Origin of the sequence: Arthrobacter globiformis (assembly GCF_030815865.1) — a bacterium.
Classification (GTDB): domain Bacteria; phylum Actinomycetota; class Actinomycetes; order Actinomycetales; family Micrococcaceae; genus Arthrobacter; species Arthrobacter globiformis_B.
Map to the genome: position 1 here is coordinate 473,679 of NZ_JAUSXI010000001.1, position 25,343 is coordinate 499,021.

Here is a 25,343-nt window from a genome sequence, read left to right on the forward strand (position 1 = left end):
TCCGGGCCCATTCCAATATTAGTCCTGTTTGGACCTCTTGAGGCGCTCCATCAGGCCTCAACATGCGCCTGGACAGCAGCAAGAAAGCGCCGGATGGCTGATGCCATCCGGCGCTTTCTGGTTCCTGGCGAACCCCGTAAATTCTTTGGCGAACCTAGGAAATAACCCCGTCCACCAGCGCCTTGGCTTCGGCCTGGACCTGCTTGAGGTGGTCGGCGCCCCTGAAGGACTCCGCGTAGATCTTGTAGACGTCCTCGGTGCCGGAGGGGCGGGCCGCGAACCACGCGTTCTCGGTGACCACCTTCAGGCCGCCGATGGACGCGCCGTTGCCCGGCGCCTCTGTCAGCTTCGCCGTGATTGCTTCGCCTGCCAGTTCTGTCGCAGTGACGTCCGACGACGACAGCTTGCCCAGCGCCGCCTTCTGGTCCCGCGTCGCTGCGGCGTCGATCCGTGCATAGACCGGCGCACCGAACTGGTCCGTGAGGCCTTTGTAGAGCTGCGACGGCGACTTGCCGGTGACAGCGGTGATCTCCGAGGCCAGCAGCGCCAGCAGGATGCCGTCCTTGTCCGTGGTCCAGACGCTGCCGTCGCGCTTGTTGAACGAGGCGCCGGCGGATTCCTCGCCGCCGAATGCACCCTCGCCGGAGAGCAGGCCGGGAACGAACCACTTGAAGCCCACGGGCACCTCCACGAGCTTGCGGCCCAGGCCGCCCGCCACGCGGTCGATGATCGAGGAGGACACCAGGGTCTTACCCACAACGGAATTCGGGTTCCAGCCGCTGCGGTTGCGGTACAGGTAGTCGATGGCCACCGCGAGGTAGTGGTTTGGGGTTCATCAGGCCGCCGTCAGGGGTAACGATGCCGTGCCGGTCGGCGTCGGCGTCATTCCCGGTGGCGACATCGAACGAGGCGCCTTCGGACATCCGGTTGATGAGCGAGGCCATGGCCGACGGCGAAGAGCAGTCCATCCGGATCTTCTCGTCCCAGTCCAGGGTCATGAAGGCCCACTGCGGGTCCACCGTGGGGTTGACCACCGTGAGGTTCAGCTGGTGGCGTTCGCCGATCTCACCCCAGTAATCCACGGACGCGCCGCCCATGGGGTCGGCCCCGATCCGGACGCCGGCGTCGCGGATGGCGTCCAGGTCCAGGACCGAGGGCAGATCGTCCACATAGCTGCTTAGGAAATCGAACTTTGCGGTGGTTTCGGCCTCGAGGGCCTGGGCCAGCGGAATCCGCTTCACGCCACGGAGCCCGTTCTCCAACAGTTCGTTGGCGCGGTTGGCGATCCAGCCCGTGGCGTCGGTGTCGGCCGGGCCGCCGTGCGGAGGGTTGTACTTGAAGCCGCCGTCGCCCGGGGGGTTGTGGCTAGGGGTGACAACAATGCCGTCAGCCTGCGGTGCTCCGGCGGGGGCGTTGCGGTTGTACGTAAGGATGGCGTGGCTCAGCGCCGGGGTGGGGGTGTAGCCGTGCCGCGCGTCGATGAGGACGTTCACGCCGTTCGCGGCCAGCACCTCAAGGGCGGAGTTCTGCGCCGGTTCGCTCAGTCCGTGGGTGTCCTTGGCCAGGAACAGCGGGCCGGTGATGCCCTGTCCGGCGCGGTACTCCACGATCGCCTGCGTGATCGCCACGATGTGACCCTCGTTGAAGGACGCCTTCAGGCTTGAGCCGCGATGCCCGGAGGTTCCGAATGCCACGCGCTGGCCGGGATCCCCCAGGTCAGGCTTGACGTCGTAGTACGCGTCCAGCAGTGCGGTCAGGTCAACAAGGTCTTGGGGTTGGGCAACTGTGCCCGCTCGGCTAGCCATGGCACCAGCATGCCAGACGACAGCGAAGGGAAACACGGAGTGTCCGGGATCCGGCCCCTGTGACGCAGAATGTCACGAATTTTCCGGGCTACTTGCATTTATCCGGAACAAAAAACTGAGTAGTGCGTGAAAAGTACTTATATACCCGCCCCTGAGGGGGCTGTTACGTTCAAACGGCAGGACCACCCGGTGTCATGTACGACGACGGGCGGCCGGACCAGCGGAAACGTCCCGGAAGCCTGTGGCTGAATTTCAGCCGTGCCATCCGCGGGAGGGTAATTCCGCCCGTTGGGGCCGCCAATTTCTCCGGCTTTGGGGCCGGGAAAATATACGGCCGGGTGATTTGGTTAGGTTGAATTGGGCCGGTCATTTGGAAGACGAGCGAGCAATGCAGAGGTGAACAATGGGGGCTGGAGATGCAGCATTCGAACGGACGAGGCTCGCCTCCGAACGGATCGCGCGGCTGAAGCGCGACCTCGCCCCCAGCGGCGGGGGCTCGGTTGAGGGCGCGGGAGTCGGTTCCGCCGGCCAGTTTGGAGCGGTCCCGGTTGGTGCCGGCTCTCTTGGTGCGGGCGCTGTGGGTGCGGAGCAAAGCAGCCACCTGGTGGCCGAAAGGCTTGCCCAGCTGGGGCCTTACGGCTGGTTCCTCCTGCACGACGTTCATTGGCCCGGCCGGCCGCTCGCCCGGCTGGAGCACGTCCTGGTGGGGCCCGGCGGTGTGGTGGTGGTCAGCGCCAAGACCTGGTCCGGGCACGTCGACGTCGTGGATGGCGCGCTCCGGCAGAACGGTCATGACCGGTTCCCGGCGGTGGAGACGGCGCTGGCGCAGGCAGCCGCGGTGGCCGCGGTCCTGCCGGCGCCGTGGCGGAGACTGGTCCGCTCGCTGATCTGCCTGACAGCCCAGCCGGAACTGCGGGGCGCCACCGGTTCGGGCATCGAGGTGCGGGGGATCGACTGCATGGCGGCCGCCGTAACCGGCCTGCCGGACGTGCTGGATGCACCTTCTGTCCTGAAGCTCTACGCACAACTCGGGCAACTCCTCACCCGTCCGCAGGTGCCGGAGGCCGGCACCGTTCGGAACCCTGCGTTCCGCCCAGCCACGGGCAGCCCCGGCACCCAGGGAACGGATGACCCGAACACGTCCAGGGCAGCGCTTGGGCGCCCGGCCCACAAGCGTCCGGCCCACAAGCGTCCGGCCCCACCGCACTACCGGTATGGCATGGATCGCCGGCCGGTTACCGTGCTGCGGGTGGTGGGAAGGTCGCTCGTCGCGGGTCTCGTGTCAGCGGCACTGCTGGCGCCGCCCCTGTGGCTGTTGTGGGAGCTGCTGCCCAAGTAAGGCCAGCCAGTGCCCGGGATCAGAAATCCCCGGCATAAATGTCCGGGGACGGCGGTAATGTTCTGTTGAGGACAGAATGAGGGGATTTCCATGACAGAGCAGCGTCCCGGAATCGGCGACGAGCCGAAACCGGACACCCACCAGCAACCGCCGTACGGTCAACAGCAGGGTTCGGACATTCCGGCCCCGCCGTTGTACAACCCGCCGCTGAATACCCCGCCTGGCCAGCAGTTTGGCGGGCAGCACAGTGACGCGGGCGCCGGTGGTGCCTACGGCCAGCCAGTGAGCCCCTACAGCCAGCAGTACGGGCAACAATATGGCCAGCAATACAATCAGCAGTATTCCAGCCCGTACGGCCAGCCGTCGTACTACGGTGCAGCGCCCCAGCCGAAGGGCCTCAGCATTGCCAGCCTGTGCTGTGGCATCGCCGTTTACCTGGGCTTCGGGGTCTTCATACTGCCGCAGTTGGCCGCCGTGATCCTGGGCCACATGGCGCTGCGGCGTGAACCGTCAGGCCGCGGCTTCGCCATTGCCGGCCTGGTGATGGGGTATCTCGGCCTGGCCCTGACGGTCCTCGCGATTGTGGGGCTGGCCATCCTGGCGAGCGTCGCGAGCACGTCCAGCACTATCTGAACGAAGGCTAGCGCGATCTGACCGTAGGCTAGCGCGATCAAGGGGAGCCCGAGGATGCGCTCAGAATCCCAGCTGGGCTGCCACCTGCAGGAGCAGCGACTCCGAACCGGACCGGCCAATCAGCTGGATGCCCATCGGCAGCCCCTCTCCCGGAATGCCCCCGGTCCAGTGCACGGGGATACTGACGGCCGGAAGGCCGCACACGTTAACCATGGATGACCATGGCGCGAACTCGCACTGCCTGCGGTAGTCGCCGTCGGCGTCGCCCGCCCATTCCGGGGAGGGCCACCGGCCGTCCCCGTGGCCCGACCCGGTGAACCAGCCCACCGGGCGTGGTGTCTGGGCCAGTGCAGGAGTCAGGATCAGGTCCCAGGCTGAGTACTGCGCCAGAGTGTCGCGCTCGAATTGCCGCAGGAACGCGAGGCATTCGTTGAGTTTGGCGGCGCTCCGCTGCTGCGCGCGCCGCCGGAATGTGCGCGTCAGCGGCGTTAGCAGCGCCTCGCGGTGCGGCGCGATCCGGGCCGCACCCACTCCTGCCGTCCAGGCGGTGGTGAACGCGTCGGGGTAACGGTTGTCGTACCGGATCTCAGCCTCGGCGACGTCGTGCCCGGCACCGGTGAGCAGCCGGACGCCGGCGTCCAGCGCGTCCCGTGCCTCCGGATCCGGAGTGAACGGGAAGATCCCGCCCCATGGGCTGTCCAAGCTGACGCCGATCCGCAGCGAAGCAGGCGCACGGTCCACGGCATCAAGGTAATTGGTGTCGTTGGGGGCCAAGACATCCAGCAGCAGCGCGGCATCGGCCGCAGAGCGCGCCAGCGGTCCGGCCACAACCAGCCGGGCGGGATCCCCGCTGCTTTCACCCGCGCGAACAACGCCCCGGCCGGGCTTCAGGCCCAGCAGGCCGCATGCCGCCGCCGGAATCCGGATAGACCCGCCGCCGTCGGTCCCGGGCGCGAACGGCACCATCCCCGCCGCCACGGCAGCGGCGCTGCCGCCGGACGAACCTCCCGAGCTCCTGCTCAGGGCGTACGGATTGCGCGACGGCGGTGCAATCCGGTTTTCGCTGTAGGCCGTCAGCCCGAATTCAGGAACCTGCGTCTTGCCGAGGGAGATGGCACCTGCGCCCCTGAGAGCCACCGCGAGGGCGCCGTCGGCCGGTGCCGGACGACGGTCCAGCGCTGCGCTGCCGTGGGTGGTGACCACGCCGGCAACATCGGTGAGGTCCTTGAATGCGACCGGCATCCCATGCAGCGGCGGCAGCGGCTGGTCCGGGTGACGCCGGGCGAACAGTGCATCAGCGGCGGCGGCCTCGGCCATCGCCCTCGGCCCGGTCACGGTGATGAAGGCGCCCAGTCTCGGGTTCGATTCCTCGATCCGCGCCAGGAAATGGGCCGTGACTTCGCGGGCGGAGAGCTCTCCGGAACGCAGCGCTGCCCTCAGCTGCACTGCAGGCAGGTGGTGGATGTCAGCCAGGCGGTATGGGGCGGACACAGTGCTCCTTTGCGGGGGCTCGCGGGCTTCGGACCAGCGTAACCTGTGCCGGCCGAAGGGTACGGGGTGCTGCGCTGGCGATACGCTGGAGCTGAGAGCTTGAGGCCAAGGAGAGGACTCCCATGAGCGACTTCGATACCGTCACCGTGAAGGACGTCCCCGCGGACGCCACCATTTTGGACGTGCGGGAGGACTACGAATGGGCAGCCGGGCACGCTGAAGGCGCCCTGCACATCCCACTGGACCAACTGCCCGGACGGCTGGACGCCCTCGACCCGGACGAGGACCTGTATGTCATCTGCCGGACGGGCGGGCGTTCCTTCCGCGCAGCCCAATGGCTGGTGGGCCAGGGCTACACGGCGGTCAACGTGGCCGGCGGAATGGACCAATGGCTGGAATCCGGCAAGCCGCTGGTGTCCGACAACGGCCTCAAGCCCGTGGTTCTGTAGGCCGGTCCGCCGGCCCGCCGTCGCTCTGCCCTTCCCGTACCCGCAAAGGAATACCCATGCCCGCCGCCCGCCGCACCTACACCTTCCTCGGCCCCGAGGGCACGTTCACGGAGGCGGCGCTCCTGCAGGTTCCAGATGCGGCCGAAGCCGTGCGCATCCCGTCCTCCAATGTCAACGCGGCGCTGGACCGGGTGCGTGACGGATCGGCCGATGCTGCGATGGTACCCATCGAGAACTCGGTGGAGGGCGGCGTCACGGCCACCCTGGACGCTATTGCCACCGGACAGGAACTGCGGATCATCAGGGAGGCCCTCGTGCCTATCAGCTTCGTGCTGGTGGCGAGGCCCGGCGTCGAGCTTTCCCACATCCGCCGGATCTCCACTCACGGACACGCCTGGGCACAGTGCCGGCTTTGGGTGGACGAGCATATTCCCGGCGCTGAATACATTCCCGGTTCCTCCACGGCCGCTGCTGCGATGGGGCTGCTGGAGGGCGACGCGCACTACGACGCCGCCATCTGCGCGCCCATAGTCGCGACGGAGCAGCCGGGCCTGCACGTGCTGGCCGAGAACATCGGTGACAATCCCGGCGCCGTGACCCGGTTCATCCTGGTCAGCCGTCCGGGCGTCCTGCCGGCCCGGACCGGCGCGGACAAGACAACGGTCGTAGTGCCCCTTCCCGAGGACCGGCCCGGCGCCCTGATGGAAATCCTGGACCAGTTCGCCACCCGCGGCGTCAACCTGAGCCGCATCGAGTCCCGGCCCACCGGGCAGTACCTGGGGCACTACTTCTTCAGCATCGACGCCGACGGCCACGTGGGCGATGCGAGGGTGGCCGACGCCCTCGCCGGCCTGCACCGCGTCAGTCCCGCCACGCGGTTCCTCGGTTCCTACGGCCGTGCCGATGCGCAGGCGCCTGTGGTGCCGGAGCATACGTCCGACGAGGCATTCCTGGCAGCGCATGCATGGGTCAAAGGGATACTCGGCAACGGACCCCTGGGCTCGGAGTTGCCGGTGGCAGCTTCGCCGTCAGCGTAGATAAATGCCCCTCGGGGCACTTCCCTGCCCCTGTCGCTGTGCGTATGCTTGCCTGATCAACAAAGGGATGGCCCCAACGAAAGGAGCGGGTCATGTCGGACAAGAATGACAATGACGGCCAGGGAATGATCGTCAATCCCAAGCCCACAGCTGAGAACCAGGACTGGGACGGGGACGAGGCCGACCGTGCGGACCGCCTGCGCTTCGAAGAGGAGCAGGCCATGATCCGCGAACAGTCCGAGGCCCGGGCAGCCGCTAAGGCCGCTGCCGAGGCCGCCAAGCACGCCGGCTCCGCGCAGTCAGCCTAGGGGCGCAGCCAGCCTAGGGGCGCAGTCAGCCTAGCCGGGCGTTCCCAGGCGCGCCGTTCCTTCCCTGACCCGCACCAGCAGAGATCCCGGCTCCACCTGGACCGTCACCTTCGTGGCGTTCCCCGACGTGTCGCCGTCGAGCTGCGTGGGCATGGGTTCCGGGCACCTGATGACCACCTTGCCGGAGCGGTACACGCTCATGACGGGCAGATGCCGCTTGTGCTTGAACAGGATCTTGGCGTACATCGCCAGCCAGCCCACGGCGCTGCGGGGGCTCATGACCACCACGTCCAGCATCCCGTCGTCGATCATGGCCTGCGGGATAAGATCGATGCCGCCCGGCACCAGGCCGCAATTGGCAAACAGGACGCTGCGGATCTTCCTCGACTGGTCAGGCTGGTCATCCAGGGAGATGGCAACCTTCTTCCTGCGCCCGGGAAGATGGCGGACTCCCGCTTCCGTGTAGGCAAGCCAGCCGACGGCGCGCTTGAGGCCATCGTTCGTGTCACCCACAACCTCGGCGTCCATGCCGATGCCGGCCATGACGAGGAACGAGTGGCTTGAGGAGTGGCCGGTGATCGAGTTCTCGATTTCCATCCGCGCCGTGTCGATGAACCGCTGGTGGCCGAAGAGCGCTGTCTGGACGTTGCCATACAGGTCGTAGACGTTCAGGTCCACGTTCCGGGCCAGCAGGTTGCCGGTGCCGAGGGGGATCAGGCCCATGGCCACCCCGGTGTGCGCGAGGGCCTCAGCCGCCACGCGCACGGTACCGTCGCCGCCGCCCACAAGAACGACGTCGGCTCCGTACTCCAGCGCCGCCCGGACCTGCGAGTGGCCCGGGTCCTCTGCCGTCGTTTCGAAGAAGCGGGGCTCCTCCCAGCCGGCAGTCAGGCAGGCGCGCTGGATGGTGGCGCGGGCTTCATCGGCCTTGGCCTTGATGGGGTTGAGGATGACGGCGACGCGCTGGCGTTCCAGGCCGTGTTCGTGGGCCATTTCCCGCACGGCGCTGCGGACATGCAAGGCCTTCAGCTTGCGCACGCCCCACCAGCTGGAGACGGCGAAGGCCAGGGCTGCAGCGATCAGGACGTAAAGAAGCAGGTCGCTCATGGTGCTCCAACACTATCCCGCCCGGAGTGTCCCGCAGATTCGATACCCTTGTCTGGTGATCGACGTAAAAGACCTCAGCGAAAATCCGGACAAGTTCCGCGCCAGCCAGCGCGCCCGCGGTGCGGACGAAACCCTGGTGGACGCGATCATCGACGCAGACGCCGCGCGCCGCACAGCATTGATCAGCTTCGAGAACCTCCGCGCCGAACAGAACGTGTTCGGCAAGAAGGTGGCGCAGGCCAAGGGCGAGGAAAAGCAGGCGCTGCTCGCCGAGGTCCGCGAACTTGCGGGTGCGGTGAAGGCTGCCTCGGCCGAGGCCGACGCAGCGCAGGCCAAGCAGGAAGAACTGCTGCGCAGCATCCCCAACCTCATTGAAGACGGCGTGCCGGCAGGGGGCGAGGACGACTACGTTGTGGTCAAGACCGTGGGCACGCCGCGCGAATTCCCTGACTTTGAGCCCCGCGACCACCTCGAAATCGGCGAGCTGATCGGCGCGATAGACATGGAGCGCGGCGCGAAGGTCTCCGGGGCACGCTTCTACTTCCTTCGCGGCGTGGGCGCCCGGCTGGAAATGGCCCTGCTGCAGATGGCAATGGAACAGGCCATCGAGGCCGGTTTCATTCCCATGATCACCCCCACGCTCGTCCGCCCCGAGACAATGCAGGGCACCGGGTTCGACGTAAAGCACGACGCCGAGATCTACCGCCTCGCCGAGGACGACCTTTACCTGGTGGGCACCTCGGAGGTGCCCCTCGCCGGGTACCACGCGGACGAGATCCTGGACCTCTCCACCGGCCCCATCCGCTTCGCCGGCCAAAGCTCCTGCTACCGCCGCGAGGCCGGCTCGCACGGCAAGGACACCCGCGGGATCATCCGCGTCCACCAGTTCAACAAGGTGGAGATGTTCATCTACACCACGGCGGAAGACGCTGCGGCGGAGCATGAACGCCTGCTGGCCTGGGAAGAGCAGATGCTGGCCAAGTGCGAGCTGCCCTACCGTGTAATCGACACCGCCGCCGGCGACCTCGGCATGTCCGCGGCCCGCAAGTTCGACTGCGAAGCCTGGGTCCCCACCCAGGGCGCTTACCGGGAGCTGACGTCCACATCCAACTGCACCACCTTCCAGGCGCGCCGCCTCAACATCCGTGAGCGCGTGTTCACCGAGGACGGCAGCCCCAAGGGCACCCGTGCTGTGGCCACACTCAACGGCACGCTGGCAACCACGCGCTGGATCGTCGCTCTCCTGGAACACCACCAGAACGCCGACGGCTCCGTCAACGTGCCCGCGGCCCTGCAGAAGTACCTCGGCGGACTCCAGGTTTTCCCGGTTCTCTAGCCTGAACTCCGCCCAGCGGGTAAATACTCACACGGGGGATAACCTGTGGGTATTTACCCGCTGTTCATACGCTGCTGTGGCCTGCGTCCTAGCTGGTGTCAGGGGCGTCTGGTCTACTAGGAAGCATGACTACACTGACTGAATCCTCAGCCGCCGGCACCGATGACCGGCGAGAACCGCGACAGAAACTGATGATCGCCCTGGACGTGGACGGCACTCTCGTGGACCACGACGGCCACATGTCCGCTCCAGTCCGCGACGCCGCACAGGCGGTGGTCGCGGCCGGCCACGAGGTACTGATCGCCACCGGACGATCGCTCAACGCCACCCTCCCCATCATCGAACAGATCGGCCTGGACCGCGGTTACGCCGTCTGCTGCAACGGCGGCGTGACACTGCGCCTGGACCCAGGGCTGCCCAACGGCTACGACATCATCCACAAGGCCACCTTTGATCCCGGCCCGGCGCTCCGCGCCCTCCGCAAGCGCCTGCCGGCAGCGAAATATGCGCTGGAGGACGAGGACGGGAACTTCCTTTCCACCGAGCGCTTCCAGGACGCGAGCTTCGGTGTCGAAGCCATAGGCGTGGACTTCCAGACCATGCTCGAGGCCACGGCCGTTCGCGTCGTCGTCTTCAGCGCGGAGAACACGCCGGAGGAGTTCAATGAAGCCATCGAACACATCGGCCTTGCCGGCGTGACCTATTCCGTCGGCTGGACCGCGTGGCTGGATATCGCCGCGGCCGGCGTCACCAAGGCCAGCGCACTGGAGAACCTCCGCAGCCGCCTAGGCGTCGATTCCGCTGCCACGGTTGCCATCGGCGACGGCCGCAACGACATCGAGATGCTCACCTGGGCGGGCCGTGGGGTGGCCATGGGACAGTCTCCGGAGGAAGTGGTCGCCGCCGCGGACGAGGTCACCAAGTCCGTATACGACGACGGCGCCGCCCACGTGCTGCGCGGCCTTTTGTAAGGGGCGGTTTCCTGTGTAACGGCCGGCCCCTGTCGGGGCTGGTTTTACCGTACTGCGCCGGTTTTACCGCACTGCGCCGGTTTTACCGCAGTGGGCCGGTTTCACCGCACGTCGAGGATCATCGAGAGAAGCCTGGCCGCTGCCGGCCGGGCTGCGTGCTCCTCGTTCCACTGCGACCTCGCCACAGCCTTGCTGACAGCCTGGGACGTAATGCCGAGTTCGGCGGCCACGGTCTTCTGCTGGCCGCGCACCCCCGGGGTCATCAGGTCAAGCACGCGCCACTCGGCCTCGCTCCTGTCCCGGACTATGTGGCCGAGCAGGCGAAGGACCGACTCGGACTCGGCCGCGACCTCCGTCATGGGACCCTCCACGGCCACAGGGATGCGCTCTTTGCTGTTGCGGATGCGGTCCACGGCACGGCGGGCGTAGATGAGGCCGTGCCCGCTGGCGTCCTTGATCTGATTCGGCAGTGGCTCGTTTACCGGGCCCACGCCGATCCCCACATACCAGCTCCCGCAGCGGAGCGCGATCAGGGCGGCATCCACCGCCTGATGCGGGCAATCCACGATGCCCTGCACCTCGTCCTCCACAGAGCGGTCAAAGTCCAGTCGCGCCGGGATATGCCGTAGGTCCTTGAGGAGATGCGGGACCCGGTCGCCGTCGCGCCGGCTGTCTGTTTGATTGATAGTCAGCGTGAACATGGTGGACCTCAGACTACCGGGTGGCCAGCCCGAGGCAAGCTGGGAGCCTACGGGACGTTACGGATCTCACGGTCGGGCGAACAGCAGAAAACAACGACGGCTGGGCCCCCGCCGCCAGGAAACCTTGGCGGCGGGGCCCAGCCGTCGGGCTAGACGAATTAGTGTGCTGCGGGCACGTAACGCTTGATGGAAGCCTCGAGTTCAGCTTCGGCAGCCGCGCGGTCGGCCCAGCCTTCGGCCTTGACCCACTTGCCGGGCTCTAGGTCCTTGTAGCGGGTGAAGAAGTGCTCGATTTCCTTGATCAGGAACTCGTTGACATCGCTGACTTCCTGGATGTGGTCGAACCGCGGGTCGGCCGGAACGCAGAGGACCTTGGCATCCCCGCCGCCGTCGTCCGTCATGTTGAAGACGCCGATCGGACGGGCTTCGACGATGACGCCCGGGTGCAGATCGAAGTCCTGCAGGAGCACCAGCGCGTCCAGAGGGTCGCCGTCTTCACCGAGGGTGTTCTCGAAGAAGCCGTAATGGGTGGGGTACTGCATGGAAGTGAAGAGGACACGGTCCAGGCGGACTCGGCCGGTCTCGTGGTCGACTTCGTACTTGACGCGCGATCCCTTGGGGATCTCGATGGTCACGTCATGCTTCATGGAATGCTCCTCGACGATTGCTTGGTGTACGCGGCACACGCGATGATCAACCAAAAATGGACTGTCGGTGCCGCCGACTACTATTGAGGATATAGCGAGAGGCCCAGGTTTCAGGAACTAATGGGGTAATTTCAGGACTTTGAGGACCAGCAGCATGAGCAGCACCAGGGGCACGGCGAGCGGCCGCGGCAGGCTTTCCACAATGGTCCGCAGCTGGCCCACCCTCCTGATCACGGTACTCCTCCTGGCGCTGGCCCTTCCCGCGGGGCTGCTCATTTCGGCCGCGCTGACCGGCCCGGCCCGGTCCACGGCCCGGCCTGCCCAGACCCCCGCCTGGCAGCTGGTCCCGGAACGCCTGTCCGTGCCGCAGGGCATCGATCCGCTCAGCAACGCGGCGCCGGTGCCGGTTCCCGCCGACGTGGCGGCCCAGCTGGACCCCGTCCTCAAGACCGACGGCGGCGGCTCCTTCACGGCCGTGGTCCAGGACGCCGCCACCGGCCAGGTCCTCTATGACCGGGAAGGCGCCGCCACTAGGATCCCCGCCTCCAACATGAAGCTCCTCACCGCCGTGGCCGCTTTGCGGGGGATCGGCCCCGAGGAACGGTTCAGCACCAAGGTGGTCGACGGCCCCGCTGCAGGGGCAACACCGGGTGCTGCTGCCACCACGAGGTCCGTGGTGCTGGTGGGTGGCGGCGACGTCCTGCTCGGCGCCGGCGAATCTGCCGGGGACAAAGTCCTGGGCCATGCCGGGCTCGGCACGCTGGCCAAACTGACTGCGGACTCACTGCGGAAGGGCGGTTTTAAGGGGCAGGTCCAGGTGCTTGTGGATGATTCCCTCTTCACCGGGCCGGCGCTGAACCCGGCCTGGAGCCCGGATGACGTTGCCGCCGGCGAGACGGCCCCGCTGTTTCCGCTCGCCCTGAATTCGGCACGGTTTGATCCTGCAGACACCACGGCACCCCGGCCCCAGGACTCCGCCATCGCCGCGGGGGAGGCGTTCGCTGCCGGCCTTAAAGCGGCCGGTGCGGCCGCGGGCCTCACGGTGGCACCCGCCGTCGTACGTCTTGACGGAAAGCCGACGGCGGACGCCAAAGTCCTCGCCGAAGTGCAGTCCGCGACGGTCAGCCAGCAGGTGGACCTCATGCTCCAGACCTCGGACAACTACCTCGCCGAAACCCTTGGCCGCATGACAGCTGTGGCGGGCGGCCAGCCGGCGACCAATGACTCTGCCAGGGCCGCCGTTCTGGGGCAGCTCTCCGGCCTGGGCATTCCCACGGAAGGGATGGTCGCGGCCGACGTTTCCGGCCTGGCGCTTGCCAACCAGGTATCCGCCCGCCAATTCTCGGAGGTGGTGCGCGCCATCACCCACGGCAAGGACGCCCGGCTCAGGGCCGCACTGGCGGGGTTCCCGGTGGCGGGGCTGACGGGCACGCTCGGGGACAGATATATCGACGAGTCCACGGCCGAGGGCGCCGGCCTGGTGCGGGCCAAAACGGGAACCCTGAACACGGTCATCGCGCTGAGCGGGTACGTGGTGGACGCCGACGGCCGGCTTCTGGTGTTCTCCTTCATCGGCAACGGCCTGACGCCAGGAGCCGAGGGCAACAAGCCGGCCCTGGACACGGCGGCCACGGCGCTGGCCGGCTGCGGCTGCAGCTAGGGCTGCCTCCGGCTTCCGCGGCAGCCCCGTGCCGGTTCGCCGGTCAGCGAACTTAAGGCGCGCTGACAGGCGTGTATGTTCTGATGGACCGTATGGAGTCCACTGCAAGCCAGTCATCCGCCCCTGCCCAGGCCCTCATCAACTGGGACCTTGCCGCGTCCGCCGCAGCACGGCTGGCTCCGCCGGGTCCGTCGCTGACTGCCGCCGAGATCGGGGACGCAGTCTCCCAGCTGCGCGAGCTGGCGGATGCCTCCGTTGCGCACGTTCACAAGATCACCGGGCTGGAAGCTGCACGCGACCTCCGTGACTCATCGGTCCTGGTGGTGGACCGTGCCTCCTGGGCGAAGGCCAACACGCAGAGCTTCGCGGTGATGCTGAAGCCCGCCATCGAAAAGATGCTGGAGAGCCGCCGCGGCACCATCAGCCCCGGAGCCGCCGCCGTCAGCGGCGCCATCACCGGCGGCCAGCTCGGCGCCGTCCTGGCATTCCTCTCCAGCAAGGTCCTGGGCCAATACGATCCTTTCGCCGCCCTCGCCGAAGGATCGCAGGCGCCGTCGGGCGGCCGCCTGCTGCTCGTCGCGCCCAACATCATCGCCGTCGAGCGTGAGCTTAATGTGAATCCCACGGATTTCCGGCTCTGGGTGTGCCTGCATGAGCAGACGCACCGGGTGCAGTTCGCCGCCGCACCCTGGCTCCGGCACCACATGCTGAACGAGATCGACAACCTCAGCGGCCACCTGCTGGGCAACGTGGACTCCCTGATGGAACGCGCTTCAGCAGCCGCACGCTCGCTCAAGGACCGCGCCGCCAGCGGTTCCACTCCGGGCCGCGGCGCCATCCTCGATCTCCTGCAGGACCCTGAGGAAAAGGCCTCGCTGTCCCGCCTCACGGCGGTCATGAGCCTGCTCGAAGGCCACGCCAACGTGGTGATGGACGCCGTGGACGCCAGCATCGTCCCGTCCGTGAAGACCATCCGGCAGCGGTTCAACGCCCGCGGCAAGGACCGGGGAGTCATCGAAAAATTTATCCGCAGCCTGCTGGGACTCGACGCCAAGATGAAGCAGTACAGCGACGGCGCCAAGTTTGTCCGCGCCGTGGTGGACGTGGCCGGGATGGACGGCTTCAACCGGGTCTGGGAGGCTCCGGCGAACCTGCCCACCGAGGAGGAAATCCACAACGCCAGGATCTGGCTCGACAGGATGGGTTTCTAGGTTTCCGTGCAGAACCTCCCCAACACTGCAGGCGGCCGTGTTCCCAGCGAACCTGTTCCCAGCGGCAGGAGGCGGCCGGGCCGGCTGGCTCCGGTTCTCGGCACGGCACGGAAAATGCTGCAGGCTGCCCTGGCTGAAGCGGGTTACCCAGAACGGGTCCTGGTGGCCTGCAGCGGGGGCCCCGACTCCCTGGCCCTGGCCGCTGTGGCCGCCTACTTCGCCCGGCGCGGCCACGTTGACGGCCGGCCGGTGGCCGTCGGCGCGGTGGTCGTGGACCACCAGTTGCAGGCCGGTTCCTCCGACGTTGCCGCTAGAACCGCTGAGACCCTGCGGGAGCTCGGCCTGGACCCGGTGCAGATCCGCACGGTCGATGTCGCCTCCACAGGTTTCGGACCGGAAGCCGCAGCCCGCGATGCCCGCCACGCCGCACTCGACGCGGCGGCGGGGGAGTGGGGAGCCGGTGCCGTCCTCCTGGGGCACACGCTCGACGACCAGGCGGAGCAGGTGCTGCTGGGCCTGGCCCGCGGCTCGGGCACACGGTCCCTGGCCGGGATGCGGCCTGCGCGGGGGAAGCTGCTCCGGCCGTTCCTCGGCCTGCGCAGGGCGGACACCCTGGACATTTGCCGTGCAGAGGAGCTGGACGCATGGCACGACCCCAGCAACGCCGACCCCGCCTTCGCCCGCTCGCGGACCAGGGTGGAGGTCATGCCGGTGCTGGAGGAAAAACTCGGCCCGGGGGTGGCCGAATCCCTGGCACGTTCGGCCGCCATCCTGCAGCTGGATGCCGACTATCTGGAGGACGTGGCCAACAGCACTTACACCTCGCTCGTTGAGCACGACGGCCCGGACGCCAGCCTCCCGGAGGCTGCCCTGACTGAACTGGCCCCGGCCATCAGGTTCCGGGTGATCGCAAAGGCGGCTGCCGCCGTCGGCGGCCAACAGCCCAGTTATCAGCGCCTTTTGGCGGCGGAAGCACTGCTGCGGCGGAAGGGCTCGGCCGGTCCGGTGGAACTGCCCGGCGGGGTTAGCGTGTACCGTCTTTCGCTTGCCGAGCTGCAGGACCGGGAGCGTGCCCACGGGCAGGGCGGGGCGGAAGGCGTTCCCCGCGAGGCCGCCCGCTGTGGGAAGCTTGTATTCCGGCTTCATAAACCGTCCCGCAAATAGTCGCACCCGCATCTACACAGGAGCAATTGGTGGATTCATCCGACGTCCAGGCAGACCTCAAGCACGTTCTCTACACCAAGGAACAGATCCAGCAGCGCATCACCGAGCTCGCGGCCCAGATCGACAAGGACTACGAAGGGCGCGACCTGCTCATCGTCGGTGTGCTGAAGGGCGCTGTCATGGTGATGGCTGACCTCGCGCGGGCACTTCACAGCCATGTTTCCATGGACTGGATGGCTGTTTCCTCCTATGGCTCCGGCACGCAGTCCTCCGGTGTGGTGCGTATCCTCAAGGACCTCGACACGGACCTGATGGGCAAGGACGTGCTCATCGTTGAGGACATCATCGACTCCGGCCTCACGCTGTCCTGGCTGAAGACCAACCTCGAATCACGCGGCACCGCGTCGGTGGAAATCTGCACGGCCTTCCGCAAGCCCACCGCCGCCAAGGTGGAGATCGACGTCAAGTACGTCGGCTACGACATCCCCAACGAGTTCGTGGTGGGCTACGGCCTGGACTACGCCGAAAAGTACCGCAATCTGGACTTCGTGGGCACCCTCGCCCCGCACGTCTACGAGTAGCGCCTGCCGCGCAAGCCAGCCCCGCATTTTTGCACCCGCTTTCGCTGGCCGCGCCGCCGTCGAGCCCTGGAACCACGGGCTCGACGGCGGCGTGAGCCGCTTAAACGCGAGCCGCTTAAAGAGGCGCAGAAAAGTCCGCCGGGGCCGGATCAGCAGGGCGTCCGCGGGGGCGTGGCGAGGGTCAGCCGGATCTGCGCCAGCATCTCCTCCGGCTGGTGCAGCCCATCCTCGTAGAGGTAGCGCCAACACCCTGTAGCCGGAGGCTGCCCCAACGCTGTTCCGCCGGATGTCGTTCAGCATCACCCCGGAGTTCAGCGCCTGGCCAACCTGGCCTCGGGTAAACCCCGCCCGCCGCAGGTGGGCTAGCCTGGCCACGCCACCGTGCCGTGTGAGGAAGTCCGTGGGCTGCATGCCGCGGGACCCTGTGGATGGCCGGTCGCAGTCAACTGGCAGGGCATTTCTGCGCCACTTTCGCGGCACGCTCCGTGGGCCCGGCCCGGCGATGCCGCGGGGCCGTTTTCCGGGGTGCCCGGAAAGCGGTGCAGAAATGAAGGTGGCCGGCCCAGCAACGACGGGACCCCGGCCCGACCAGCCACTACGCCCAGAGGGAACTTTTGTATTACACCGTGCGTGAATTACTCCTGACGGTGTATAGCTAGAAGCGACGCAGCACCACACGCGCGCAGTCCTCGCGCCGTGCAGCACTACCAGGAGGGACGGGGCCAGCCCCCGAACAGATGAAAGCTAAGAGTTTCTTCAAGGGCCCGGGCATTTGGATCATTGTGGTGGTCGGCATGCTCCTGCTGGCCTTTGCAACGTTGGCTCCGGGCGGCTCGACGCGCATCGACACGCAGCCGGGCCTCGAGCTCCTCGCCCAGAGCGGCAAGGTGGAACAGGCCAAGATCTTCGACGGCGAAAACCGCGTCGACCTGGTGCTGAAAGACAACCTCGTCATCGACGGCCAGGACAAGGGCAAGAACGTCCAGTTCTTCTTCGTCAATGACCGCGGCCCGGACGTCGTCAAGGCAGTGACTGCTGCCAGCCCCTCCAAGGGCTACACGGACCAGCCGATCGAGAGTAACTGGCTCTCGGGGCTCTTCTCGCTGCTGGTGCCTGTGCTGCTGCTCGGCGTCCTGTTCTGGTTCCTGCTCTCCCGCATGCAGGGCGGCGGCTCCAAGGTGATGCAGTTCGGTAAGTCCAAGGCCAAGATGGTGAGCAAGGACATGCCGCAGGTAACCTTCGCGGACGTCGCTGGCGCTGACGAAGCCGTCGAGGAGCTCCAGGAGATCAAGGAATTCCTTGCAGAGCCGGCAAAGTTCCAGGCCGTAGGCGCCAAGATCCCCAAGGGGGTGCTGCTCTACGGCCCTCCGGGCACCGGCAAAACCCTTCTGGCGCGCGCCGTCGCAGGCGAGGCCGGCGTCCCGTTCTTCTCCATCTCCGGATCCGACTTCGTGGAAATGTTCGTCGGTGTGGGTGCTTCCCGCGTCCGCGACCTGTTCGAGCAGGCCAAGTCCAACGCACCCGCCATCATCTTCGTCGACGAAATCGATGCCGTCGGCCGCCACCGTGGTGCCGGCATCGGCGGCGGCAACGATGAACGCGAGCAGACCCTCAACCAGCTCCTGGTCGAGATGGACGGCTTCGACGTCAAGACCAACGTCATCCTGATCGCGGCTACCAACCGGCCCGACGTGCTGGACCCGGCGCTGCTGCGCCCAGGGCGCTTCGACCGCCAGGTTTCCGTGGAAGCCCCGGACCTGATCGGGCGCGACCAGATCCTCCAGGTCCACGCCAAGGGCAAGCCGATCGCGCAGGGCGTGGACCTCAAGGCCGTGGCCAAGAAGACCCCCGGCTACACCGGCGCTGACCTGGCCAACGTGCTGAACGAAGCTGCGCTGCTGACAGCCCGCTCCAACGCCAACCTGATCGACGACCGCGCACTGGATGAAGCTATTGACCGCGTCATGGCCGGCCCGCAGAAGCGCAGCCGCGTCATGAAGGAGCACGAGCGCAAGATCACGGCCTACCACGAAGGCGGGCACGCCCTGGTTGCCGCGGCGCTGCGTAACTCCGCCCCGGTCACCAAGATCACCATCCTGCCCCGCGGCCGCGCACTGGGCTACACAATGGTGGTCCCGGAGAACGACAAGTACTCCATCACCCGCAACGAGCTCCTGGACCAGATGGCGTACGCCATGGGCGGCCGCGTGGCCGAGGAAATCGTCTTCCACGATCCGTCCACGGGTGCCTCCAACGACATCGAAAAGGCCACCTCCACGGCCCGCCAGATGGTCACGCAGTACGGCATGAGCGAGCGCGTGGGCGCCGTGCGCCTGGGCCAGGGCGGCGGCGAGCCGTTCCTTGGCCGGGATGCCAGCCACGAGCGGAACTACTCCGACCAGATCGCCTACATCGTGGATGAGGAGGTCCGCCGCCTGATCGACCAGGCCCACGACGAGGCCTACGCCATCCTCACCGAAAACCGGGACGTCCTGGACCGGTTGGCTCTGGAACTCCTGGAACGGGAAACGCTGAATCAGTCGGAGATCGCCGACATCTTCCGCGACATCCGCAAGCGCGACTTCCGCGAGGTCTGGCTGTCCAAGGAAACCCGTCCGGTGCAGGCTGCCGGTCCTGTGGAGTCCCGTCAGGAACGTGCCGAACGCGAGGCCCAGGAAGAAGCCAAGGAAGCCCGCCTCGAGGAACCGCTGGACGCGATTCCGCCGCACCCCCAGGGAGTTCCGGAGGATGCCTCCTTCCAGGGCGGAGTAACGGAAGCGGGATCAGACGGCCACCGCGGCTAAGCTCTTTGGTGTGACTCACTTCGACGACGACGACCTCACTGCCCCCGCCGACCATTCGGCGGTGGGCGGATCCGGCCACCACCACCACAAGGTGGACAGGCCCCGGATTGAAGCAGCCGTGCGGGAAATCCTGCTGGCCATAGGCGAGGACCCGGACCGCGGCGGGCTGCTGGACACGCCCAAGCGCGTGGCCAAGGCGTATGCCGAGGTGTTTGCCGGCCTGCACCAGGATCCGGGCAGCGTGCTCGGCACCACGTTCGAGCTCGACCACGAGGAACTCGTGCTGGTGAAGGACATCCCGTTCTACTCCACCTGCGAGCACCATCTGGTGCCGTTCCACGGCGTCGCGCATGTGGGGTACATCCCCTCGCATGACGGCAGGGTGACGGGCCTGAGCAAGCTGGCACGCCTGGTGGACATCTACGCCCGCCGCCCGCAGGTGCAGGAGCGACTCACAACCCAGATCGTTGAAGCGCTGGTCACATTCCTCAAGCCGCGCGGAGCCATCGTGGTGGTGGAATGCGAACACATGTGCATGTCCATGCGCGGCATCCGCAAGCCCGGAGCCAAAACCGTCACAAGCGCGGTTCGCGGGCAACTTCATGACCCGGCCACCCGTGCCGAGGCCATGAGCCTCATACTCGGAAGGTAAAAAACAGACTATGGATTCCCTAGCTGCAGCACCTGGAACCGGACCCGCAACATCACCCCTGCCCATCCTGCGCAAACCGCGGCCGGCAGCCAAGTTCGACGACCTGCCCACCGACCGCACGCTCGTCATGGGCATCCTCAACGTCACCCCCGATTCGTTTAGCGACGGCGGCAAGCACGCGACGGCAGACACCGCCATCGCCGCGGGCCTCCGGATGTTCTACGCGGGAGCCGACATCATCGACGTCGGCGGCGAATCCACCCGCCCCGGCGCCGAGGAAGTCAGCCCGGAGGAAGAACAGCGCCGGGTGGTGCCTGTCATCGCAGCCCTCGTGAAAGCCGGCGCGCTGGTCAGCATCGACACCACCCACGTCTCCACCGCCGAGGCCGCTCTGAATGCCGGCGCGGCGATCATCAATGACATCTCCGGCCTAACCATCGAACCCGGCATGGCCGAGCTCGTGGCGAAGACCAAGGTGCCGTATGTCTTGACCCACCGCCGCGGCGATGCCAAGACCATGACTTCCCTGACGGAGTATGAGGACGTCGCGAACGACGTCGTCTCCGAGCTGAACGGCGTCCGCGACAAGCTGTATGCGGCCGGCGTCCTGCCCGAGCAGATCATCGTGGACCCGGGCATCGGGTTCTCGAAAACTGACGTGCAGAACTGGGAACTGCTACGGAACCTGGACCGGCTCGACGCCATGGGCCACAAGGTGCTGGTGGGCGCGTCCCGCAAGCGCTTCCTGGGCACGCTCCTGACGGTCGCCGGCAAGGCGGCGCTCCCGGAAGAGCGGGACGGCGCCACGGCCGCTATCACTGCCATCAGCGCCGCCCGCGGCGCCTGGGCCGTGCGCGTGCATGACGTCGGACCCAGCCTTGACGCCGTCAAGGTGGCCGCCCGCATGGCGGCGCCGGATCACGGCCGCTGACCAAGAAAGGCCGAGCAGAACCGCCATGGACAGGATCTCGCTGACCGGTGTCACCGCCACCGGCTACCACGGGGTGTTCGATTTTGAGCGCCGCGAAGGCCAGCCGTTTGTTGTGGACGCCGTGCTGCACCTGGATTTCAGCCGGGCTGCGGAGTCGGACGACGTCCGCGACACCGCCCACTACGGTGAGGTGGCCGGACGGATCACCGACTGGATCACCGGCGAGCCCCTGAACCTGATAGAAGGACTGGCGGTGCGGATGGCCGAGGGCCTGCTCAAGGAATTCAAAATCCAGGCCGTGGAGATCACGGTGCACAAGCCGAAAGCTCCCATCGAGGTTCCCTTCGGCGACGTCGCCGTCAGCGTCTACCGGGAGCGGACATGAATCCGGCGCCCGCACTGCATGAGAAACCGGTCCACGAGAAGCCGGCACCGGCGAAGACCAGCTATTCGCGCGCGGTACTGGCCCTGGGCAGCAACCTCGGGGCGCGGAACGAGACGCTGTCCGAGGCCGTGGCGGACCTTGTGGACCGCTCGGAGGTGCGGCTCCTGGCCGTCTCGCCGATAGTGCAGACCAAGGCCGTCGGCGGCCCCGCCGGGCAGCCGGACTTCCTCAACATGGTGATTTCGGTCGAAACATCGCTGGAACCGCTCGAACTGCTCCGGCACTGCCAGTCGGTGGAGAACAAGCACCACCGAGTTCGTGAGATCCACTGGGGTCCGCGCACGCTCGACGTCGATGTGATCGTCTACGGGGACATCGAAAGTTCCGATCCTGTGCTGACCTTGCCTCACCCGTTGGCCGCAGCGCGGGCCTTCGTGCTCTATCCCTGGTCCCAGATGGACCCCTCGGCCACCCTGAACGGGCAGCCGGTGGGGGAGCTGGCCGCCAAGGCCGCCGACTTCCCGGATCTGAAGCCGTTCGACGGCTTCGGGGACTTCGACGGCGTGCCCGACGGCGGGGCGGTGGAGCAGCCGTGAAACCCGTGAGCCCGCTGCTGCTCGCAGTCGTGGGCCTTGCCCTGGCCATCGCTGGCTGGTCCGCTGCCGTCCTGACCGTCCGCTACGGCATGGCCACGCCGGTCCTGCCGGCCACGGCGCTAGTAAGCATGGGCGTGATCGTCGCCCTGACCTTGGTGCTGGGCATCCGCGTGCTGCGCTGGCGGAACGGCAAAAAGAAGAAAATGCTGAACCCCATCCTGGCGGCGTGGACCCTGGTCCTCGCCCAGGCCTGTGCCTACACCGGCGCAATGCTGCTGGGCTGGCACGCCGGGATCTTCCTGGACCAGCTGCGGTTTTGGAGCATTCGCAGCGGGCTGGACGTCACCTGGCTCGCCCTCGGCATGGCCGGCGGCGGGCTGGTCATGATCGTGGTGGGGCTCGTCGTCGAACGCTTCTGCAAGATCCCGCCGGAGGACGGCGAGACGGACGCTGCAGAGGGCTTGCCGGGCCATGGCCGGGGCAAGGCCAAGGGGGAAGGCGAGTATGCCTACCGCGGCGATTGATCCCCCCGGGATCACCTGGCTGCGCGTGTCCCCGAAGTACGTCACGGTCCGGCTCGTGGAGTGGGCCCTCGGCAACCTGGTGATGGTGACCGTGCTCAGCCTGCCGCTGGTGTTTGTCCGGCTCGGCTGGTGGCGGTGGCCGCCGCTCTGGCTGGCCATCGGCCTTCCGGCTTTCATGCTGTTGCTGGCGCTGTGGCGCCTGGTCCTGATCCCCCGGCAGGTGCGGGCCATCGGCTACGCCGAGCGCGAGGACGACCTCCTCATCCGCGGCGGCATCTTCTTCCAGCGCGTCATGGTGGTGCCGTACGGCCGCATGCAGTACGTGGACATCAGCGCCGGCCCGGTGGAACGCGGGCTGGGCCTGTGCTCCCTGAAGCTGCATACGGCATCGGCCGGCACCAACGCCGGCATTCCCGGCCTTCCCGCCGAGGAAGGCGCCCGGCTCAGGGAACAGCTCTCGGCGCGCGGCGAAGCCAGGCTGGCCGGGCTGTGAGCGCCGGCGGCCTCGCTTCCGGAAAGCCCGACGGCGAGTGGCTGCGCGTGCACCCGGCGACACCGTTTGTTCGGGGCTGGGTTGCGCTGGCCGCCATCGGCTACTTCTTCGGGCGTGACAGTTTCGAACGGATGCTGCAGGGCCAGCCGCTGATCGATGACCGCTTCGCGGGGCGCGCCCCGTGGCTCCTGGGCGCCGGGGCATTAATGCTGGTGCTGGCGGTCCTAAGCTTCATCCTGTCCTGGTATTTCACCCGGTACCAGGTGGCGGAGGGCTACGTCCGTGTCAACACCGGCTTCCTGTTCAAGCAGCAGCGGCAGGCGAGGCTGGACCGGGTCCAGGCCATCGACATAGTCCAGCCTCTGCTCGCCAGGATCTTCGGCCTCGCGGAACTGAAGTTCGAAGTTGCCGACGCCGGCGAGTCGGCCGTCCGCCTGGCCTACCTGCGCATTGGCGATGCCCGCCAGCTGCGCGCCACCATCCTCGCCCGCGCATCGGGCGTCCGGCTGGATCCCGCGCAGCCCGCAGCCGCCGCTCCCGAGGCGCCGGAGCAGCAGGTCCTGCAGGTCCCGCCGTCGCGCCTGTTTGGCTCGCTCCTGCTCAGCGAGCAGACAGTGTTCATTGTCCTGGGTGCCGCGGCGTCCGTGGTGCTGTCCGCGCTCACCGAAAACAGGGCTTTCTTCCTTTATCTGATTCCGGCTGCGCTTGGTTTCGTCGCCGCATACTGGAGCTCGTTCAACAAGGGCTATAACTTCACGGCGGCCATCTCCCCGGACGGCATCCGGCTCCGGTACGGGCTTCTCGACACGCAGGCGCAGACACTGCCGCCGGGCCGGATCCAGGCGCTGAAGGTGGCGCAGCCGCCCCTGTGGCGCCTCTTCGGCTGGTACCGGATGCAGGTCAACGCCGCCGGTTACGGGGCCGGGGCGAATAACGGCGAGGGGGGCTCCCGCACCACGCTGCTGCCGGTGGGAAAGATGGATGACGTCCTGAACATGATGGCGCTCGTGCTGCCGGATCCGGGAACGGCTGATCCGCTGGGCGTTTTCCAGCAGGGTGTGAATGGACTGGATTCCGACGGCGGCTTTGTCACCACGCCGCGCCGGGCGTGGCTGCTTGCGCCGCTGGGCTGGCGGCGCAACGCCTTCGCGGCCACAGACACCGCACTGCTCATGCGGTCGGGCCGCTGGTGGAGGCAGCTTGTGATGGTCCCGCACCAGCGGACGCAGTCTATCGCGCTGCAGCAGGGACCCCTGGCGCGCCGGTTAGGGCTGGCCGACCTCGTGCTGCACACCACTGCAGGGCCGGTCGCTCCACGGGTGATCCAGGCGGACATCCGGGAGGCGCAAGCGCTCTTCGACGCGCAGGCAGCCCGCGCGAGGGCGGCCCGGCGGCGGCAGACGAGCGAACAGTGGCTTGCCCAAGTGGTGCCGGTCTCAACTCCGCTGGTTGAGCGGCCGGGGAGCGAAACCGAGCCCGCCCCACAGGTTGAGCCTCCCCACCAGCCCCCTAAGCTCGCAAGCTCGCCTAGGGAACCCGGCTGGCGTGGCCCCACCCCCAATCCCACCCCCACAGCACCCCAGCAGGAAGGCCAGCAACGTGGCTAAGCCAGGACGCCTCGGCGTCGGAATCATCGGTGCCGGCAAAGTGGGTGCTGTCCTCGGTGCGGCGCTCCGCGCAGCCGAGCACGCCGTCGTCGGGGTTTCCGCCGTCTCCGACGCGAGCAGGGAACGGGCCGAAACCCTGCTGCCCGGCGTTCCCGTCCTGGAAATCCAGGACATAGTGGAACGCTCGGAACTGGTGCTCCTGGCAGTTCCGGATGATGCCCTCGGCGGGCTGGTGGAGGGGCTCGCCAAGCTCGGTGCGTGGCAGCCCGGCCAGCTCGTGGCGCACACGTCGGGCCGGTTCGGTGTCGGCGTGCTGCATCCGGTCCGGGCGGCCGGTGCCGTGCCGCTGGCGCTGCACCCGGCCATGACCTTCACCGGCATGAGCCTCGACCTGACCCGGCTGCTGGACTGCACGTTCGGTGTCACGGCGGACGCCGCCATGCTTCCCATCGCCCAGGCGCTCGTCGTCGAGATGGGGGCCGAACCCGTGGTGATCGCCGAGGGCGACCGCACCATCTACCACGCGGCTCTGGCCCACGGTTCGAACCACATGGTCACGCTCGTGGCGCAGGCGTCGCAGCTGCTGGCCGAGGTGGGCGTCGAGGCGCCGGACCGCATGCTCGGGCCGCTGCTGCGGGCGACCCTGGAGAACGCGCTCGCCTCCGGCGAGTCGGCCCTGACGGGTCCGGTGGCGCGGGGGGACGCCGGAACGGTGAAGGCGCACGCCCGCGCGCTGCGGGAGCACGACGGCGGGACCGGCGGCGACGTCCTCGCGGCGTACCTCGCCATGGCTCAGGCCACCGCCAGGCGCGCCGAAGGGCGGGGCCTGCTGAAGCCGGATCAGGCGGACCATATTCGCACCGCACTTGAGGGCACAGACGACGACGGCCAAGATGACGGCCGTGCATGAA

General features: G+C 67.4%; 23 protein-coding genes and 3 pseudogenes. 20 read left to right on the forward strand and 6 right to left on the reverse strand.

The window, feature by feature from the left end; genetic code table 11:
* Window positions 1–154: 154 nt before the first annotated feature.
* Window positions 155–1,805, reverse strand: a pseudogene (pgm, locus tag QFZ33_RS02205) (phosphoglucomutase (alpha-D-glucose-1,6-bisphosphate-dependent)).
* Window positions 1,806–2,208: 403 nt separating this feature from the next.
* On the opposite strand from pgm, the gene QFZ33_RS02210 reads away from it, so the two are divergent.
* Both QFZ33_RS02210 and QFZ33_RS02215 read left to right on the forward strand, forming a co-directional pair.
* Complete coding sequence (locus QFZ33_RS02210) at window positions 2,209–3,144, forward strand: NERD domain-containing protein (RefSeq protein ID WP_307024465.1); 936 nt, start codon at window positions 2,209–2,211, stop codon at window positions 3,142–3,144.
* A gap of 90 nt (window positions 3,145–3,234) precedes the next feature.
* Entirely contained in the window at window positions 3,235–3,777 is a 543-nt protein-coding gene (locus QFZ33_RS02215) for a DUF4190 domain-containing protein (RefSeq protein WP_307024467.1), read from the forward strand.
* A 60-nt stretch (window positions 3,778–3,837) separates the two neighbouring features.
* Here QFZ33_RS02215 and QFZ33_RS02220 read toward each other — a convergent pair whose 3' ends face one another.
* Complete coding sequence (locus QFZ33_RS02220; protein WP_307031613.1) at window positions 3,838–5,250, reverse strand: amidase; 1,413 nt, start codon at window positions 5,248–5,250, stop codon at window positions 3,838–3,840.
* 140 nt (window positions 5,251–5,390) lie between these two features.
* On the opposite strand from QFZ33_RS02220, the gene QFZ33_RS02225 reads away from it, so the two are divergent.
* The 3 genes from QFZ33_RS02225 to QFZ33_RS02235 all read left to right on the forward strand — a co-directional run bounded on the left by QFZ33_RS02225 (window position 5,391) and on the right by QFZ33_RS02235 (window position 7,062).
* Complete coding sequence (locus QFZ33_RS02225) at window positions 5,391–5,717, forward strand: rhodanese-like domain-containing protein (protein ID WP_307024469.1); 327 nt, start codon at window positions 5,391–5,393, stop codon at window positions 5,715–5,717.
* Window positions 5,718–5,773: 56 nt separating this feature from the next.
* Window positions 5,774–6,754: a prephenate dehydratase gene (gene pheA / locus QFZ33_RS02230; protein WP_307024471.1), complete on the forward strand. Its 981-nt coding sequence runs from the start codon at window positions 5,774–5,776 to the stop codon at window positions 6,752–6,754.
* 92 nt (window positions 6,755–6,846) lie between these two features.
* Window positions 6,847–7,062, forward strand: coding sequence for a hypothetical protein (locus tag QFZ33_RS02235; RefSeq protein ID WP_214857733.1), 216 nt, complete (start codon window positions 6,847–6,849; stop codon window positions 7,060–7,062).
* On the opposite strand, the pseudogene QFZ33_RS23820 reads toward QFZ33_RS02235, so the two are convergent.
* Together QFZ33_RS23820 and QFZ33_RS02240 are read right to left on the reverse strand one after the other, a co-directional pair.
* Window positions 7,059–7,139 (reverse strand): annotated as a pseudogene (locus QFZ33_RS23820) (hypothetical protein); the annotation flags it as partial. The gene QFZ33_RS02235 and the pseudogene QFZ33_RS23820 sit on opposite strands and share 4 nt — an antisense overlap.
* Window positions 7,126–8,169 (reverse strand): annotated as a pseudogene (locus QFZ33_RS02240) (diacylglycerol/lipid kinase family protein); the annotation flags it as partial. The pseudogenes QFZ33_RS23820 and QFZ33_RS02240, both read right to left, overlap by 14 nt.
* A gap of 55 nt (window positions 8,170–8,224) precedes the next feature.
* On the opposite strand from QFZ33_RS02240, the gene serS reads away from it, so the two are divergent.
* Together serS and QFZ33_RS02250 are read left to right on the forward strand one after the other, a co-directional pair.
* A complete protein-coding gene (gene serS, locus QFZ33_RS02245; RefSeq protein ID WP_307024475.1) occupies window positions 8,225–9,505 on the forward strand; it encodes a serine--tRNA ligase in 1,281 nt (426 codons plus the stop codon).
* 125 nt (window positions 9,506–9,630) lie between these two features.
* The gene (locus QFZ33_RS02250) at window positions 9,631–10,476 is read left to right on the forward strand and encodes an HAD family hydrolase (protein ID WP_307024477.1); all 846 of its coding nucleotides are present in this window, start codon (window positions 9,631–9,633) and stop codon (window positions 10,474–10,476) included.
* Window positions 10,477–10,577: 101 nt separating this feature from the next.
* Here the strand turns inward: QFZ33_RS02250 and QFZ33_RS02255 are convergent, their stop codons facing one another.
* Both QFZ33_RS02255 and QFZ33_RS02260 read right to left on the reverse strand, forming a co-directional pair.
* On the reverse strand, window positions 10,578–11,177 hold the full coding sequence (locus tag QFZ33_RS02255) for a hypothetical protein (RefSeq protein ID WP_307024479.1): 600 nt from the start codon (window positions 11,175–11,177) through the stop codon (window positions 10,578–10,580).
* A 158-nt stretch (window positions 11,178–11,335) separates the two neighbouring features.
* A complete protein-coding gene (locus QFZ33_RS02260; protein ID WP_003799714.1) occupies window positions 11,336–11,824 on the reverse strand; it encodes an inorganic diphosphatase in 489 nt (162 codons plus the stop codon).
* A 154-nt stretch (window positions 11,825–11,978) separates the two neighbouring features.
* Here QFZ33_RS02260 and dacB point away from each other — a divergent pair, with 154 nt between their 5' ends.
* The 13 genes from dacB (at window position 11,979) to QFZ33_RS02325 (ending at window position 25,342) form a co-directional block, all read left to right on the forward strand.
* Window positions 11,979–13,484: a D-alanyl-D-alanine carboxypeptidase/D-alanyl-D-alanine endopeptidase gene (dacB, locus tag QFZ33_RS02265; protein ID WP_307024483.1), complete on the forward strand. Its 1,506-nt coding sequence runs from the start codon at window positions 11,979–11,981 to the stop codon at window positions 13,482–13,484.
* Window positions 13,485–13,576: 92 nt separating this feature from the next.
* Window positions 13,577–14,695, forward strand: coding sequence for a zinc-dependent metalloprotease (locus QFZ33_RS02270; protein WP_307024485.1), 1,119 nt, complete (start codon window positions 13,577–13,579; stop codon window positions 14,693–14,695).
* A gap of 114 nt (window positions 14,696–14,809) precedes the next feature.
* Window positions 14,810–15,859, forward strand: coding sequence for a tRNA lysidine(34) synthetase TilS (tilS, locus tag QFZ33_RS02275; protein ID WP_307031615.1), 1,050 nt, complete (start codon window positions 14,810–14,812; stop codon window positions 15,857–15,859).
* 29 nt (window positions 15,860–15,888) lie between these two features.
* Window positions 15,889–16,440, forward strand: coding sequence for a hypoxanthine phosphoribosyltransferase (hpt, locus tag QFZ33_RS02280; protein ID WP_111903204.1), 552 nt, complete (start codon window positions 15,889–15,891; stop codon window positions 16,438–16,440).
* 737 nt (window positions 16,441–17,177) lie between these two features.
* The gene (gene ftsH / locus QFZ33_RS02285; RefSeq protein ID WP_307024487.1) at window positions 17,178–19,244 is read left to right on the forward strand and encodes an ATP-dependent zinc metalloprotease FtsH; all 2,067 of its coding nucleotides are present in this window, start codon (window positions 17,178–17,180) and stop codon (window positions 19,242–19,244) included.
* Window positions 19,245–19,254: 10 nt separating this feature from the next.
* Window positions 19,255–19,896, forward strand: coding sequence for a GTP cyclohydrolase I FolE (gene folE / locus QFZ33_RS02290; RefSeq protein WP_307024489.1), 642 nt, complete (start codon window positions 19,255–19,257; stop codon window positions 19,894–19,896).
* A 10-nt stretch (window positions 19,897–19,906) separates the two neighbouring features.
* Window positions 19,907–20,827: a dihydropteroate synthase gene (gene folP, locus QFZ33_RS02295; protein WP_307024491.1), complete on the forward strand. Its 921-nt coding sequence runs from the start codon at window positions 19,907–19,909 to the stop codon at window positions 20,825–20,827.
* 25 nt (window positions 20,828–20,852) lie between these two features.
* Window positions 20,853–21,212, forward strand: coding sequence for a dihydroneopterin aldolase (gene folB / locus QFZ33_RS02300; protein WP_307024493.1), 360 nt, complete (start codon window positions 20,853–20,855; stop codon window positions 21,210–21,212).
* A complete protein-coding gene (gene folK / locus QFZ33_RS02305; protein ID WP_307024495.1) occupies window positions 21,209–21,808 on the forward strand; it encodes a 2-amino-4-hydroxy-6-hydroxymethyldihydropteridine diphosphokinase in 600 nt (199 codons plus the stop codon). Before folB ends, folK begins: the two co-directional genes overlap by 4 nt.
* Window positions 21,805–22,332, forward strand: coding sequence for a DUF3180 domain-containing protein (locus tag QFZ33_RS02310; RefSeq protein ID WP_307024497.1), 528 nt, complete (start codon window positions 21,805–21,807; stop codon window positions 22,330–22,332). The genes folK and QFZ33_RS02310 overlap by 4 nt, the downstream gene beginning before the upstream one ends.
* Window positions 22,313–22,825: a PH domain-containing protein gene (locus tag QFZ33_RS02315; RefSeq protein WP_307024499.1), complete on the forward strand. Its 513-nt coding sequence runs from the start codon at window positions 22,313–22,315 to the stop codon at window positions 22,823–22,825. Before QFZ33_RS02310 ends, QFZ33_RS02315 begins: the two co-directional genes overlap by 20 nt.
* Complete coding sequence (locus QFZ33_RS02320) at window positions 22,822–24,432, forward strand: PH domain-containing protein (protein ID WP_307024501.1); 1,611 nt, start codon at window positions 22,822–22,824, stop codon at window positions 24,430–24,432. The genes QFZ33_RS02315 and QFZ33_RS02320 overlap by 4 nt, the downstream gene beginning before the upstream one ends.
* A complete protein-coding gene (locus QFZ33_RS02325; protein WP_307024503.1) occupies window positions 24,425–25,342 on the forward strand; it encodes a Rossmann-like and DUF2520 domain-containing protein in 918 nt (305 codons plus the stop codon). Before QFZ33_RS02320 ends, QFZ33_RS02325 begins: the two co-directional genes overlap by 8 nt.
* Window position 25,343: the final 1 nt, after the last annotated feature.